This window comes from Paenilisteria riparia FSL S10-1204 (assembly GCF_000525995.1).
Lineage (GTDB): Bacteria > Bacillota > Bacilli > Lactobacillales > Listeriaceae > Listeria_A > Listeria_A riparia.
In genome coordinates this window covers 468607-483800 of the sequence record NZ_AODL01000007.1, presented here as the reverse complement: position 1 = coordinate 483800, position 15194 = coordinate 468607, and the positions used below count along the sequence as shown (strand labels likewise).

Sequence of the window (15194 nt, the reverse complement as noted above, 5' to 3'; positions counted from 1 at the left end):
TTATTAACGTTTCAACAATGTATTTTCTTCGTATTTCTTTACTTCTTCTAACCACACTTCACGAACTGGTACATTTTGCGCTTCGCAATAATAATCCCAAACCGCGGCAAACGGGAAGTCTTTCAGTTCTTCTGTTAGCGCCAAACGTGTCGTGTAGTCACCTTCTAGCTCAATTTTTTTCAAGTATTCAGTTGGTTCAAGCATTGCTTTTAAGAGCGCTTTAATCGTGTTGCGTGTACCGATAACCCATGCTGCGACGCGGTTAATCGTAGCATCGAAGAAATCCAAGCCGATATTCGTTTTGCCGAGTAGGTCATTGCGAACTAACTCGCGGCCGATTTCCTGTAACTCGTCGTCCATAATCACCACATGATCGCTATCCCAACGAACCGGACGGCTAACGTGTAGCAAAATACCATCACTAAACAATGACAAGGACGACAACTTATTCGAAATTACTTCTGTCGGGTGGAAATGGCCCGCATCCAGACACACCAACTTGTTACGCGTAATACCATAACCCATATAAAATTCGTGCGAACCCACCGTATATGCTTCTGCGCCGAGTCCAAACAACTTACTTTCCACCGCATCCAGCGTATATTTCTTATCCAAATCTTCCGCGAAAATCTCATCCAATGACTCCATCAAACGCTTACGTGGTGCCAAATGATCAATCGGATTATCTTTAAAACCATCAGGAACCCAAAAATTATTGACCGATGTTTGTCCTAATTCTTCACCAAAGTACGCCGCAACTTTCCGTGCTCGTTTACCATGTTCAATCCAGAAATCGCGAATTTTCTTGTCTGGATGGCTCAGCGTGAATCCATCTTCGGAATTCGGATGGGAGAAAAATGTCGGATTAAAATCTAGTCCTAATCCTTGCTCTTTCGCCCAAGCAACCCATTTTTCATAATGTTTTGGCTCAATTTCGTCAAGATCTATTTTTTCGTCTGTATCAATATACATCGCGTGCAAATTCACTTTATGTTTGCCGGGAATAAGTGAAAAGCTTTTTCTAAATCCGCGCGTAATTGTTCTGGCGTATGCGCTGCGCCTGGGTAGTTTCCCGTCACCGAAATGCCTCCAGTCAGCTCTTGGTCTGGGTTCATGAAACCGGCAACGTCATCACCTTGCCAGCAATGCATAGAAATTTTGATGTTAGCTAATTTTTTTAAAACATCGTCTGTGTTTACGCCATATTTCGCATAGGCTGCCTTGGCCCACTCGTATTGCTGCTGTAATTGTTCGTTACTCATTTTAAAACGCCTCCTGAAATGGTTTGGTATTTTGCTTTTACTACCGAAAAACTGTTGCTATTACTTGGTTTATATGTAGTTATTGGAACGGATTTGCGAATAATTTCTCGAATTTCCATCATATTTCGCGCCTCGCCACTCGCAATGAACTGTACCGCCAAATTCCCAAGACCCGTAGCTTCCGTTGGACCCGCGTGAACCATAATTCCTGTCAGATCCGCGGTCAATTGATTCAGCATAGCGATGTTCGCGCCACCACCAATAATGTGCAGATGCCGTATCGTTTTCCCCGTCAATGCTTGCAATTGCTCGATTTGCAACGCATATTGAACCGCCAAACTATCATAAATAACGCGTGCTAATTTCCCCGGTGTTTGTGGGGCTTCTTGTTTTGTCTCCGTACAATAAGCTTGAATCTCGGCAATCATGTTTTCTGGGTTTAAGAACCGGTGGTCATCGACGGGAATCAGCACTGCGAAAGGTTCTTCGTGTGTCGCTAATTCGGCAAGTTCTGCATAACTATACGCATAATTTTGCATCCTCGCGACTTCCTGAATAAGCCACAATCCCATGATGTTTTTCAAAAAGCGGAAAGTATCGTAGGCGCCCCATTCGTTCGTGTAATTCGCAGCAAAAGCCTCTCGTGTATTAATCGGATTCGGCAATTCCGCACCCAACAAAGACCACGTCCCGCTCGACAAAAACGCCCAATCATCGCCAACACCTGGTGCACCAAGAACCGCTGAAGCCGTGTCATGCGTCGCAACGACTACTACATCACAATCCGGCAAATCATATTTCTCATGTAAATCGCGACTAACCTTCCCAAGCAACTGCCCCGGTTTCGCAAACGACGCAAACTGCCCCGCATTCAATCCCACAACATCCAACAATTCTCCGTCAAATTCCCTCGTACAAAGGTTCAACATTTGCGTAGAAGAAGCATTCGTCACCTCCGTCACGCGCTCCCCAGTCAACAAATATCCTAAATAATCAGGAACCATCATCACGCTCTCCGCCTGCCTCTTAAGCTCCGCATCCTCTACAAACAACTGATACAACGAATTAAACTGTAAAAACTGAATACCCGTCTTCTCGTATATATCCGCAGCAGGAATCCGCTTCAAAACAGCATCCATCGCCTGGTTCGTTCGCGTATCACGATAACTAACCACTTCTTGTAACCGCTTCCCTTCAGGACCCACTAAACAATAATCCACCGCCCACGTATCAATTCCAAGCGTGCATTCCGCCACACCAGACTGTTTCAACTTCTCCAGTCCAACAAGAATATTTGTGAATATATGATCAATATCCCATAAATCGACACCATCGACCTGCGAAAATCCATTTTGGAAACGATGCACTTCCGTCAGCACTATTTTCCCATCAACCAGCTCGCCTAACAACAAACGACCACTTGAAGCACCAACATCCACAGCTACATGTTTCATCCTCCCAACCTCCTTCATGTCTTTCATTTATAAGACAAGAATAAACCAAAACAAACATTAAGTCAACATTTTTATTTGCATTTATGTTGTTTTTTATTGTTTTATGTGGGGTTCATGATAAAACTTGCTTGTAAATATTTCTTTGTTTACAATAAAGAAGACAAGGATGTGATGAAATTGCTAGCTTTTGAGCGAAAAGATAAAATACTATCGGAAATCAAGAAAAATAAAAAAAGTTCACGTCTCCCAACTTGCCAAAACATTCAACGTATCAGAAGAAACGATTCGCCGTGATTTGGACAAACTGGAGAAAGAAGGCATTGTCGATCGCAGCTATGGCGGTGCAACACTTAGTCAGCACACCAATGAAGATCTCCCATATGCCACAAGAAACATCATCAATGTCGAAGAAAAGAAGAATATCGCAACAAAAACAACCTCATTAATCACATCTGGAGACTCACTAATCGCCGATACAAGCTCTACTGTCTTCGAATCACTTAATCTTCTAGCGCGCGAAAAAGAGAATCTCACCATCATTACTAACTCTATCACAGCCGTGGACCTGCTCTCTAATTTCAAAGTCCACCTCATTCTCACAGGCGGCACACTGCGCACAAAATCTAACTCCCTTGTTGGTTCAGACGCCGCAAATACAATTAGTCGCTACTACGTCGATTATGCGATTATAAGCTGCAAAGGCCTCTCCATGGAAAACGGCATCACCGACTCCAACGAACCCGAAGCCGAAGTCAAAAATCACATGTTAAAACGCGCCAATAAAGTCATCCTAGTAGCCGACTCCTCCAAATTCGACAGAAATGCATTCATCAAAATCGTCGATATTTCGGAAATTGACTACTTGATTACAGACAAAGAACCATCCCATGAATGGAAACAGTTTTTGAAAGAAAAAGATGTGACATTGATTTATTAGACGTACCAAAAAACAGAAAACCTGCGCAGGTTTTCTGTTTTTGCATTAAAAATCCTTCAATTTTTCCTCAGTTGGTACCATATGGCCTCGATAATTCTCAATTTTAAAATCGAGCCGTTCCAACGCTTCTTGCATCACATCAATCCGCTCTTTCAACTCATTTCGCTGTTCTTTCAACAAGTTGATCCGCGTATCAATTGTAGCGTCACCCATCCGAAACAGCGCCAAATACTCAATCAACGCTTCCACAGAAAGCCCTGCATGGCGCATGTACCGGCTAAATTCCAACCAACGCAAGTCCTCATCATCAATCTGCCGCACACCATTATGATTGCGCTCAATTGGCGGGATTAAGCCAATCCGTTCATAATAGCGAATCGTATCTGCCGAAACTCCCGTGCGTTCACTCGCTTCTTTTATATTCATTGGTATTTCAGCTCCCTTACAAACTATTATGCAACACAACAATGCCTTTTGTCCTCGGATTATGCATTTCTTCCGTCAAATAACGCGCGGCCTCTTTACCAATCGTCGTTGAATAATCAATGAATGGCAATTCACTCACTTGCTTCCACCCATTTTTCTCACGCTTCAAATACACTGGTATCGACACATCCGCGCTATCCTTATACGTAAACTGATAAATCATGATATCCTCTTTCTTCAAGACCGCAAAATAGTAAGCGCCATCATTCTGAATTGCTTCCAACGACAAATTCGGCGAATACTTGGGAATCTCCTCTTTTACTATCGCGAGCGCCGCTTCATTCGGCTTCATTTCCGAGCGTATATTACTACCCGCCTCCACGCTACAACCTGCCAATAGGAACATTGCTAGTACAACAAATAGCCAACCTTTTCGTCCCATACCTTACCTCCCGTAAATCTCTTTTGCAATAGTAAATGCCGACCACGCTTTTGGCCAACCAGCATAGAAAGCAATATGCGTGATAATTTCCACAATCTCACTTTCCATAATACCATTCTCCCTACCTTTTTCCAAATGCGAGCGTAATTGTTCAAAATCTCCACCTGATACTAAGACAGAAATCGTAACAACACTGCGATCCCGCGCGCTCAGTTCATTTTCTCGTGACCATACTTCTCCAAACAAAACATCATCATTTAACTCCGCAAACCTAGGCGCAAAATCTCCCAATCGATCACGCCCAGCCGTCTGTTTTTTCGCTGTCATTGGTATCATCTCCTCATGTCTAACTTTAACACTTGGAGTCCACCTCAACGCAAGCAATTTTATAAAAAAATCCTACTAACAAAAAAAAGCCGCGCCCAGCTTTACGCCAGACACGGCTTTTTCGTTTTACATCAGGTGATTCATATGTCCAATTTCCATAACCCAGTAAGAGCCCATTACAACGACAATTGCGATGAAAGCTGCGAACAGGATGTTACCGACTTGGATACGTGCATTTTTACCTTCCGTCATGTGCATGAACATGAGTAGTTGCAGTGCTGCTTGAATGAACGCGAAGATAAAGATAACTGTTACGATTACTGATTTATCTAGCGTAGATTCGAAGACAACCCAGACAGCTAGCAATGTTAACGCGATTGATAAGGCAAAACCAATGATATGTTTCCACGGAATGCCTTCTTCGACATGCGCAGTATTTGCTTTGTTTTTCGCCATATTAATTCACCATCCCTAACAGATAGACACCTGTGAAGATAAAAATCCACACAACGTCTAGGAAATGCCAATAAAGGCTTGAAATGAAGACTTTAGAAGCTGCTTGAGCCGTCAAGCCTCTCATTTTAATTTGAATCAGAATAAATGAGATCCAGAACAAACCAATCGTTACGTGGAGACCATGGGTTCCAAGTAAAACGAAGAATGCAGACCAGTAAGACCCAACTTTCAATGTCACGCCTTCCATTACATAATGAGCGAACTCATAAATTTCAAAACCTACGAATCCAGCACCAAAAAGTAATGTAATAATGGAGTACATCATTAGACGCTTCACGTTTCCTTTACGCATCTCACCAATCGCAAGACCACATGTGAAACTACTTGTTAAAAGTAAAAATGTCATAATTAGGACGAGCGGTAACTCGAACATTTCGGACGGTGGATGACCCGCATTTGAGCCACCACTGTACATTACAAAATAAGTTGCAAAAAGCGTACCGAATAAAGCAATTTCGGCGCCTAGGAAAATCCAGAAGCCCAAAATGTTTAAACTACCTTGTTCGGATTGATACTCTAACGGAAGGCTGGAGTTTTCTTTTATAGGTTCCATGGGTTACCCTCCTTTATGCCAGTTTTAAATTCACGTGCCGCTTGTTCTTCGGTAGCAATAATTTCAGGAACTTCCACATGATACCCATCGTCTTTCTTAAAGGAACGATATGCCATACATGCCAGCATTCCAAGACCACCGATAATTCCAAGCCAATACCAATAGAAAACTAAACCAAAACCAGCAGTGAATAAGCACACTGACATCACAAAGCCTAGTAGTGTATTGTTCGGCATATGAATATGTTTATAATCTTTGCCATCATCATACGTTTCGCCGCGCTGTTTTTTCTCCCAGAAATCGTCTAAGTCGTTCCATTCTGGCAATTTAGCGAAATTATATTTTGGTGGTACAGCGGATGAAGTCGCCCACTCTAGTGTACGTGCATCCCATGGATCACCAGTCGTTTCACGTTTAGAGTTCTTATGACTATAAACGATGTTCCAGCAAAGAATTAGGAAAGCTGCTCCCATTAGGAACGCACCAACCGTTGAAATAAAGTTAAGTGTAGTCCAGCCGTCACCTTGTACATATGTGTGAATACGACGTGGCATGCCATCAAGACCTAGGAAGTATTGCGGGAAGAAACATACGTTAAATCCAATCACAAATACCCAGAAGAACCATTTGCCGATTTTTTCATTCAAACGATACCCAATGATTTTTGGATACCAATAAATCAAACCAGCGAAACATGAGAATACTGTTCCGGCAATTAGCACATAGTGGAAATGCGATACTAGGAAATACGTGTTGTGATATTGATAATCGGCTGCTGCCATCGCAAGCATAACCCCTGTAACCCCACCAATAACAAAGTTCGGTATAAACGCTAACGACCAAAGCATCGGTGTGGTGAATGATATTCGCCCTTTGTACATTGTAAAGAGCCAGTTAAATATCTTAATCCCCGTCGGTATCGCAATCATCATTGTCGTAATTGAGAAGAATGAGTTAACTGCTGCGCCTGAACCCATCGTGAAGAAGTGATGGACCCAAACTAAGAAACTTAGCAAGGAAATGACAACAACTGCCGCAACCATTGCTGGGTAACCAAATAGTTTTTTCTTGGAGAAAGTAGAAATGACTTCCGAGAAAATACCGAATGCCGGCAAAATAACAATATATACCTCAGGATGCCCCCAAACCCAGAAAAGGTTGGCCCACATCATCGGAATACCGCCATTTGCTAGCGTAAAGAATGCCGTTCCAAACAAACGGTCAAATGTCATTAAAGCAAGCGCCACAGTAAGCACTGGGAACGCAAAAACAATAATTAAACACGTGATTAACGATGTCCAAGTGAACATTGGCATTTTCATCAGTGTCATGCCTTTCGTTCGCATCCGGAGAATTGTAACCATAAAGTTAATACCCGTCATCAGCGTACCAATACCGGCTATCTGAACCCCGAGTAAGTAGAAGTTAATCCCATAACCGGGACTAAATTCCTCGGCTAACGGTGCATAGTTTGTCCAACCTGCTGCTGGGCTACCACCGATTACGAAGGAAATGTTAAAGAGCATTGCCCCCATAAAGAATGTCCAAAAACTTAAATTATTCAAGAATGGGAATGCAACGTCGCGCGCTCCAATTTGAAGCGGTACGGCGATGTTCATTAAACCAATAACAAACGGCATTGCCATAAATAAAATCATAATTGTTCCGTGAGTTGTAAATACCTCATTGTAATGCTGAGCATCCAAAAACTCCATGCCTGGCATTGCAAGTTGCGTTCGCATCATTAATGCATCTACTCCACCACGGAAAAACATCAATACTGCTGCCAAAAGATACATGATCCCAAGGCGCTTGTGGTCAACGGAAGCAATCCATTCTGTGAAAAGCCACTTCCATTTCTTTGTATAAGTTAGTAACACGACGATACCAATACTGACTAGAGCAATTGAAATTTGGGCTCCTAAAATCAGTGGGTCGCCGGTGATGATAAATTCATCTAAACTCATGTTGAAATACCCCCCTTTTTAGTGTCCCGATTTGTCGTGATCTTTCGCCTCATCGGTATTGATTTCCTTGCCTAGTTTCTTCATTTCTTCATCGTAATGCTTATTTTGCTTATAACTAGTACCATTTTTGATAATCATTGGCTCCATATCCATCTGCTCGAAACGTGGATTCGTAATCGTAACAGGACGCGGTGGCAAGATTGGTTTCGTCGTTCGTATATCTTTGGCATGCGGATCGTGTGGATTCGTTAATTCAAATCCATAGCGCTTATACGCATAGAAAACATATTCTGGATCCGCTGCTGGGTCAACAAAGGCCATATGCGTTCCCGCGTAAGATTGTTCTTTCACATTACCAGGTAATAATAATTTATCATAGCGATCTTGCGATAATGTTGGTGAATCAACTTTTGTTTTTAACGCCCATTTCTTGAAGTCTGCTGGTTTTTGTGCAACAACATTGAATGTTTGTCCTGCAAAACCTTCTCCATTAAAGTTCGAGTTGCGTCCTTTAAAAATACCTGTTTCGTCGGCTTGCAAATACAAATCCATCGTCATACCACTCATCGCGTACTTCTGTCCACCAAGTTGTGGTACCCAGAAACTCGTCATCGAGTCAGCCGCGGTAAGCTTGAATAACACCGGTCGATTCGTTGGAATATGTACATAATTCACAGTTTCAATCGACTGATCTGGATAACTAAAGAACCATTTCCAGTTTGCGCTAGTCGCATAAATAACAATTGGGTCTTTGTGAGAAGTAACTTCTGGCGCCTTTTCGTTCGCATAAATCGTCTTAACAGTAGGAATCGCTAAGGCAATAACAATAGCAACCGGAATTAACGTCCATAAAATTTCTAATTTGGTACTACCATGCATGTTTGGTTCGTAGTTGGAATGATCTTTTCTCTCGCGGTATTTCGTAATCATAATCACGAATAACACGAAAATCGTTAATACAATAATCAGCATAAAGATAATCGAATAAATGATTAAATCGCTTTGACTTTGCGCTACTGGACCTTTTGGGTCTAGTACCGTCAAATCACCACAGCCGCTAAGAAGTCCGACAAAGACTAACGAGACTGTAAGTAGTAATGACTTGAGCATTTTTGACACCCGAATCCCCTTCTTTCCTTTTGATGTTTGTGTTGCTGTGTATTTTTGCGCAAAAATACAAACGTAACCATCTTAGATCCCCATCTAAAATGATCCTCCCTAATTGCATACTCTCGGATTTATGTATCGCAATATAAACAACTAGATAGTGAATATTTTTCACAATCTCACTAAACGCTCATTCGTGAAATTATGAATTTGAAACTGCATGTGCATACTCGTGTATCATTATAACTTATTTGTAATGGAGATTCAAAACATCCACACTAGTTATTTTTTTCACAAACTCAAGTAATAATTTTTACATGTTTATACACCAGAAAAATCGATTTGCTCTACACTATTTTTTGGTATTAAAACCCTTTAGTAGCAACATTTTCTAGTTGTGCGGTGTATCTCAATTATTGTCAATCTACCCAGTTTCTTTGGATCCGCAAGTGCTTTCTTTGCTCGAAAAAATGCTACAAAAAGCTTGTTTGGCACTTCAAATACCAGACAAGCTTTCGAAAATTAATTACTTTCTAAGTCATGCACGAACAATCCACTAAGCAGCTTCGGTTCAAACCATGTCGATTTCGGCGGCATAATCTCGCCCGCATCCGCCACATCAAGCAAATTATCCATCGTCGGCGGGTACATCGAGAACGCAATCGTATATTTTCTAGTATCCACTAACTGTTCCAGCTCACCAAGACCGCGAATTCCACCGACAAAATTAATACGGTCATCGCGGCGGATGTCCTCGATTCCGAATAGTGGTGTCAAAACTTGGTCTGCCAAGATGGAAACATCGAGACTCGCAATGACGCCGTCACCAGCAAATTCTGGCTTTACTTTCAAGCCGTACCATGAACCATCCAAATACATTCCGAACGTGTTTGGCGTCGCCGGTTTATAAGCCTCTTTACCAACTTTTTCTACATCAAATTTTGCAGCTATTTGGTCTAAGAAATCAGTCGCAATCGGTACGTCAACTACACGGTTGTAATCGAGGATTTCCAGTTGATCTTGCGGAAACAACACGGATAAGAAAAAATTGAATTCCGCGTCTGCACTTGCCTCTGGATGCTCCGCACGGCGTCTCAAGCCAACCTTCACCGCAGATTCCGTCCGATGGTGTCCATCCGCAATATAAAGCGCAGGAATCGCCTCAAACGCCTCCGTGAGCGCATTTACCACATCCGTATCATCCACCGTCCAAATCCTATGTGTCACATCATGAAAACTCTTAAAATCATACACCGGATCATGCTTACTAATCCAAGCATCCACAACCTCATTCACCGTCGCGTCTGACCGATACGTCAAGAAAATCGGACTCGTATTCGCATCCGTCACATCCACATGGCGAATCCGATCCAGCTCCTTCTCCTCACGCGTCAACTCATGTTTCTTAATCGCACCACTCACATAATCATCAATCGCCGTACACGTCACAAGTCCAGTCTGAGGTCGTCCATTCATTACTAGCTGATACAAGTACAGTTCCGGCTTAGCATCCTTAGCAAGCCACCCTTTATCCTGAAATTCCGCCAAGTTCGACGCAGCCTTTTGATAAACCGAAATATCATACGGCGACACATCTTTCGCCAAATCAATTTCCGCCTTATCAATATGTAAAAACGACAACGGATTCGCATTACCGAGTACCCGCGCCTCCTCCGTATTCAACACATCATACGGCAATGATGCCACATCTTTCGCTACATCCACGCTTGGCCGAATCGCTTTAAAACCTCTAATCTTAACCACAAAAACCCCTCCTTGTTTTATGAAAATAGCCACGACAGAACTACCCATCGCAGCTATTCATTTCTCTTTTAATACGCCGTTACACCAGCAGGTTCAATCACACGAACCCGAATCACACCCGGAATCGCACTCAGATGCTCCTCAACAGCCGATAAATTGGCTTGTGTACCTTTCTCCATATCAATCAGCGTATACGCGTAGTCGTCCTTACTACGATTCGTCATATCCAAAATATTGATTGACCCTTTCGCGAGCTCCGTTGTAACCTGACCGACCATATTCGGTACATTATGATGGAAAACAGCAAGACGCGGATGCCCATTATAAGGCATATCCACATTTGGAAAATTCACTGAGTTCTTAATACTACCAGTCTCCAAGAAGTATGCCAATTCCTTCGCAGCCATTTTAGCACAGTTTGTTTCAGCCTCTTCCGTCGAAGCCCCTAAATGCGGCAAAACTTCTACATTCGGATGCTTTACAAATGCTTCCGTCGCAAAATCCGTGATATATCTGCGCAATTGACCCGCGTTAAGCGCATCGACCATCGCGTCCTCTTTCACCAATTCCCCACGCGAAAAGTTTAATAAAACCGCATTTGGTTTTAGCAACTGCAACGTTTCCCGATTGAACATACCAGCCGTGCCATCCGTTAACGGCACATGCACCGTCAAATAATCACACGTAGCCAAAACCTCCTCAATCGTCATCGCCCGTTCCACTTCCTTGGCAATCCGCCACGCCGTGTCCACCGAAACGTATGGATCATAGCCAACAACATCCATGCCAAGCGCCAACGCATCATTCGCCACAAGCGCACCAATTGCACCTAAGCCAATGATACCAAGTCGTTTTCCGGCAATTTCAGTACCAGCGAATTGCTTCTTCCCAGCTTCTACTTTCTTTTCCAAATTATCACCATCAAGCGTCTTCACCCATTCCGAACCTTCCAAAATCGGCCGCGCGCCCATAAATAAACTCGCTAACACCAGTTCTTTCACCGCGTTTGCATTCGCTCCGGGCGTGTTAAAAACCACAATTCCGCGATCCGAACAAGCTCCAACAGGAATGTTATTCACTCCCGCACCAGCCCTAGCAACAGCTTTAACACTGTCCGGAAAATCAAAATCATGCAAATCATAACTACGCAACAAAATACCATCCGGAGCCTGATTTCCGTCAATTAAATATTTTTCCACATCGAACTTACGTAATCCTTCCTTCGCAATCGCATTGAAAGTCTGAATATTAAACATGTACTTCTCCCCCTTTATGAGTAGCTGCAAATTGATCCATCAGAGCAGTGAGCGCTTGTACGCCGTCATATGGAAACGCGTTGTAGATACTTGCTCGCATTCCTCCAACCGAACGATGCCCCTTCAAATTTTCAAAATGAAGTTGCTCTGCTTCTTGAATAAATAATTTATCTAAATCAGCCGAACCCGTTACAAACGGTACATTTGTGAGCGATCGATCCGCCTTGTTAACAGGAGACGAGAACATCGAAGACGCATCCAAATAATCATATAAAAGACCCGCTTTCTTCCTATTCAGCGCTTCTATTCCCGCAACACCGCCTTGCGCTCTAATCCACTCAAACACCAATTTCGACACATAAATCGCAAAAGTAGCTGGCGTATTATACATCGAGCTATTCTTCGCCTGGACAGCATAATCAAGCATAGATGGTAATCCAGCGACATTTCCAATCAAATCCTCTCGAACAATAACGATCGTAAGACCAGCTGGCCCAATGTTTTTCTGAGCACCAGCATAAATCAAACCGAATTTACTTACATCGTACACACTCGACAAAATATTGGAAGACATATCCGCAACAAGCGGCACATCACCAGTTTCAGGAGGAGTAAAAATTGCCGTACCCTCAATGGTATTATTCGTCGTAATATGCAAATAAGCCGCATCCGATGGCACACGCGGTATCTCTGGAATATAACTGAAATTCTTATCCTTCGATGAGGCCAGAACCTCAATATCACCAATTTTAGCCGCTTCCTCCATCGCTTTTTCAGACCACGAACCAGTATTCACAAAATAAGCTTTTTTCCCGCCCATCAAGTTCATTGGAACCATTGTGAACTGAAGGCTTGCCCCACCTTGTAAAAATAAAATTTTGTAATTTTCGGGAATGTTCATTAATTCACGCAATAATGACTCTGCTTCCCCTAAGATTTCCTCAAACAAATCTGATCGATGACTTAATTCCATTACTGACATTCCTGAACCCTTGTACGATAATAGCTCCTTTTGCACCTGTTCTAAAACTGGCACTGGCAAAATCGCAGGTCCTGCTGAAAAATTATACGCCCTCTCCACACATCATCTCTCCTGTTCCCATCGTATTTCCAACCTTTAACTACATCTTTACCACTTGGTTTTAATACAACTTACTGTAACGAGCCTAAATAAGTGCTGCGAAAAGCTTATTCTATGATTGTTATACATATCTCATTCCCACTTCCAGCTGAATCAAACCATAGAATAAATACGTACTCTTAACACTTGGATACATTATATCAGAAAATACGAATATTTTCAGACTAATTGTACTCATTGTTGTTGTTTTTATTGAAAAACCTAAAAAGAAAGCGATTATTTAGCTTATCTGAGCGTTTAAAAAAAATAAAAAAACAAGACTTCTTTTTATATAAAAATCTCGTTTTTCATCTATTCACATATCTAAAATATAGCTATTATCATACGCACAATTTGTAACACAATAAGAATAGCTAAAATTGATAGAACGATTTTCCATTGTTTGCTCATATTTATGCAACCTCCTCAAATTATTTCCCGGGTAATAATCTCCTCCCTCTAAAAACAAACAAATAAATCACCAAGAAAATCACCAATGTCACAATCGACCAGCGATACATCAAGGCATAATTATAATGTGCCGCGATAAAACTCAATCCAAAGCTTCCCAGCGCCATGCCAACATCCATCCCCGATAGAAACGTCCCATTCGCAATTCCCTTTTTATCTGGTGCCGCACGATCCACAGCTAAAGCTTGCAAGGACGGCTGAACCATCCCATATCCAAGTCCAAAGAACAAGGAAGATCCGAACAGACTCCACGCGCCCATCGCCATCGACAACCACCACAGACCGATTCCCATCAGTAAAATCCCAGGGATAATTACCACGCGATGCCCTTTTAAATCATAAAGACGCCCCGCGAAAACACGACTTACTAATACCATAATTGCTTGCCCAACAAAGAAAATCCAAACCATTTTGACATGTAACTCCAAGCCATAAATCATCATAAACGTCTGAATTCCGCCTAAGGGAAAAGCCATCAACATACAAAGTAAAGCAGGCAATAACGCTCCCTTATCAAAAAGCTGCATCTTATGCTTCACAGCCCGCGCCTCTTTTGGCATCCTCAATCTCGTCACTAATAGAAAAACCAGCACCATCAACACAATCGAAAAACCAATCAAGAAATTAAACGAAAACTGATTCATCAAAATAATCGCGATAATCGGCGCAAGCGACATACCAAGCGCTGTCGTCAAACCATAAAAGCCAATCCCTTCACCCGTCCGATTTGGCGGCACTAACGTCGAAACCCCAGTTGCAATCGAAGTCGTCGTAATCCCCCAACCAACACCATGAAAAAGCCGCAACACTAACAGCGCCGAAACCACCGTGGACCAATAAAAATTCACCGTAACCGCAATCAATACAAAAAAGCCTACTAAAATCATAATTTTTGCACCAAAACGATCATTTAGCCCACCCGCAATGACGCGCATAAACAACGCAACCAGCGAAAACAAACCTACAGCAAGACTAGCCTGCGTCTCCGTCCCACCCAATTTAATAATTTGCGCAGGTAATGTTGGCATAAAAATCTGAAATCCAATATATAAAAACAAACTTGCAATCAATAATATAACATAATCCTTCGTCCATAACTTCGCCTTCAAAAAATCCCTTCTCACTCTAAATTATTTTCAATCCGCGCTAAAATATTTACAAACACCGCTAATTCTTGTTTTGTCAGCCCTTTATAAAAATTTCCGCACGTTTCTTCTACAACATTCCGAATCAACTGCACTTTCTGCTTGCCTTCCACAGACAGAGACAGCAATGTGATCCGCCGATCTTTCGCATCCACCGCTTTATCAATCAGGTTTTTACGAAGAAGAACGTCGATAATTCGGTTCACAGTTGGCGCGTCCTTCTCAGCAAATTCCGCTACATGCCGTTGTGAAATCGGCGCTTTTTGATCAATCACATTTAACACCGACCACTGCTCAGGCGTCACCTCAAATCGCTCCAATCCGTGTTGTAGTGCAAGACTCGCCTTCTTAGCTACCACATTTGTCCGAAACGTCATTTCATCATAAAATTCACGCACCACAGCTACCCCCCAAAAAAATAATTGTCATGACAACTATATCATAAAA

Annotated in this window: 14 protein-coding genes and 1 pseudogene; 1 reads left to right on the top strand and 14 read right to left on the bottom strand. The window is 42.4% G+C overall.

Annotated elements, in window-relative coordinates; translation table 11 throughout:
• Positions 1 to 3 precede the first annotated feature (3 nt).
• Both rhaA and rhaB read right to left on the bottom strand, forming a co-directional pair.
• Positions 4 to 1262 (bottom strand): annotated as a pseudogene (gene rhaA / locus PRIP_RS07005) (L-rhamnose isomerase).
• On the bottom strand, positions 1259 to 2716 hold the full coding sequence (gene rhaB / locus PRIP_RS07000) for a rhamnulokinase (RefSeq protein WP_036100354.1): 1458 nt from the start codon (positions 2714 to 2716) through the stop codon (positions 1259 to 1261). The pseudogene rhaA and the gene rhaB overlap by 4 nt, the downstream one beginning before the upstream one ends.
• A gap of 187 nt (positions 2717 to 2903) precedes the next feature.
• Here rhaB and PRIP_RS06995 point away from each other — a divergent pair, with 187 nt between their 5' ends.
• Positions 2904 to 3653 carry a DeoR/GlpR family DNA-binding transcription regulator gene (locus PRIP_RS06995; RefSeq protein WP_338151584.1) on the top strand — a complete coding sequence of 250 codons (750 nt, stop codon included), beginning with the start codon at positions 2904 to 2906 and terminating at the stop codon, positions 3651 to 3653.
• A gap of 45 nt (positions 3654 to 3698) precedes the next feature.
• Here the strand turns inward: PRIP_RS06995 and PRIP_RS06990 are convergent, their stop codons facing one another.
• The 12 genes from PRIP_RS06990 to PRIP_RS06935 all read right to left on the bottom strand — a co-directional run bounded on the left by PRIP_RS06990 (position 3699) and on the right by PRIP_RS06935 (position 15145).
• Entirely contained in the window at positions 3699 to 4079 is a 381-nt protein-coding gene (locus PRIP_RS06990; RefSeq protein ID WP_036100352.1) for a MerR family transcriptional regulator, read from the bottom strand.
• 16 nt (positions 4080 to 4095) lie between these two features.
• Positions 4096 to 4521: a hypothetical protein gene (locus PRIP_RS06985; protein WP_036100350.1), complete on the bottom strand. Its 426-nt coding sequence runs from the start codon at positions 4519 to 4521 to the stop codon at positions 4096 to 4098.
• Between the two features lie 3 nt (positions 4522 to 4524).
• Positions 4525 to 4848, bottom strand: coding sequence for a carboxymuconolactone decarboxylase family protein (locus PRIP_RS06980; RefSeq protein WP_036100349.1), 324 nt, complete (start codon positions 4846 to 4848; stop codon positions 4525 to 4527).
• Between the two features lie 126 nt (positions 4849 to 4974).
• Positions 4975 to 5304, bottom strand: a complete 330-nt coding sequence (gene qoxD, locus PRIP_RS06975) for a cytochrome aa3 quinol oxidase subunit IV (protein WP_036100347.1) — start codon at positions 5302 to 5304, stop codon at positions 4975 to 4977.
• A gap of 1 nt (position 5305) precedes the next feature.
• On the bottom strand, positions 5306 to 5917 hold the full coding sequence (gene qoxC, locus PRIP_RS06970; protein WP_036100346.1) for a cytochrome aa3 quinol oxidase subunit III: 612 nt from the start codon (positions 5915 to 5917) through the stop codon (positions 5306 to 5308).
• Positions 5905 to 7884 carry a cytochrome aa3 quinol oxidase subunit I gene (gene qoxB / locus PRIP_RS06965; RefSeq protein ID WP_036100344.1) on the bottom strand — a complete coding sequence of 660 codons (1980 nt, stop codon included), beginning with the start codon at positions 7882 to 7884 and terminating at the stop codon, positions 5905 to 5907. Before qoxB ends, qoxC begins: the two co-directional genes overlap by 13 nt.
• 18 nt (positions 7885 to 7902) lie before the next feature.
• Entirely contained in the window at positions 7903 to 9003 is a 1101-nt protein-coding gene (gene qoxA / locus PRIP_RS06960; protein WP_036100343.1) for a cytochrome aa3 quinol oxidase subunit II, read from the bottom strand.
• Between the two features lie 510 nt (positions 9004 to 9513).
• Positions 9514 to 10755, bottom strand: coding sequence for a DUF1015 domain-containing protein (locus PRIP_RS06955; protein ID WP_036100342.1), 1242 nt, complete (start codon positions 10753 to 10755; stop codon positions 9514 to 9516).
• Positions 10756 to 10823: 68 nt separating this feature from the next.
• Entirely contained in the window at positions 10824 to 12011 is a 1188-nt protein-coding gene (locus PRIP_RS06950; protein ID WP_036100341.1) for a phosphoglycerate dehydrogenase, read from the bottom strand.
• Positions 12004 to 13092, bottom strand: coding sequence for a 3-phosphoserine/phosphohydroxythreonine transaminase (gene serC, locus PRIP_RS06945; RefSeq protein WP_036100340.1), 1089 nt, complete (start codon positions 13090 to 13092; stop codon positions 12004 to 12006). The genes PRIP_RS06950 and serC overlap by 8 nt, the downstream gene beginning before the upstream one ends.
• 470 nt (positions 13093 to 13562) lie before the next feature.
• Entirely contained in the window at positions 13563 to 14711 is a 1149-nt protein-coding gene (locus tag PRIP_RS06940; RefSeq protein WP_052008781.1) for an MFS transporter, read from the bottom strand.
• An 11-nt stretch (positions 14712 to 14722) separates the two neighbouring features.
• The gene (locus PRIP_RS06935) at positions 14723 to 15145 is read right to left on the bottom strand and encodes a MarR family winged helix-turn-helix transcriptional regulator (protein ID WP_036100574.1); all 423 of its coding nucleotides are present in this window, start codon (positions 15143 to 15145) and stop codon (positions 14723 to 14725) included.
• Positions 15146 to 15194 lie beyond the last annotated feature (49 nt).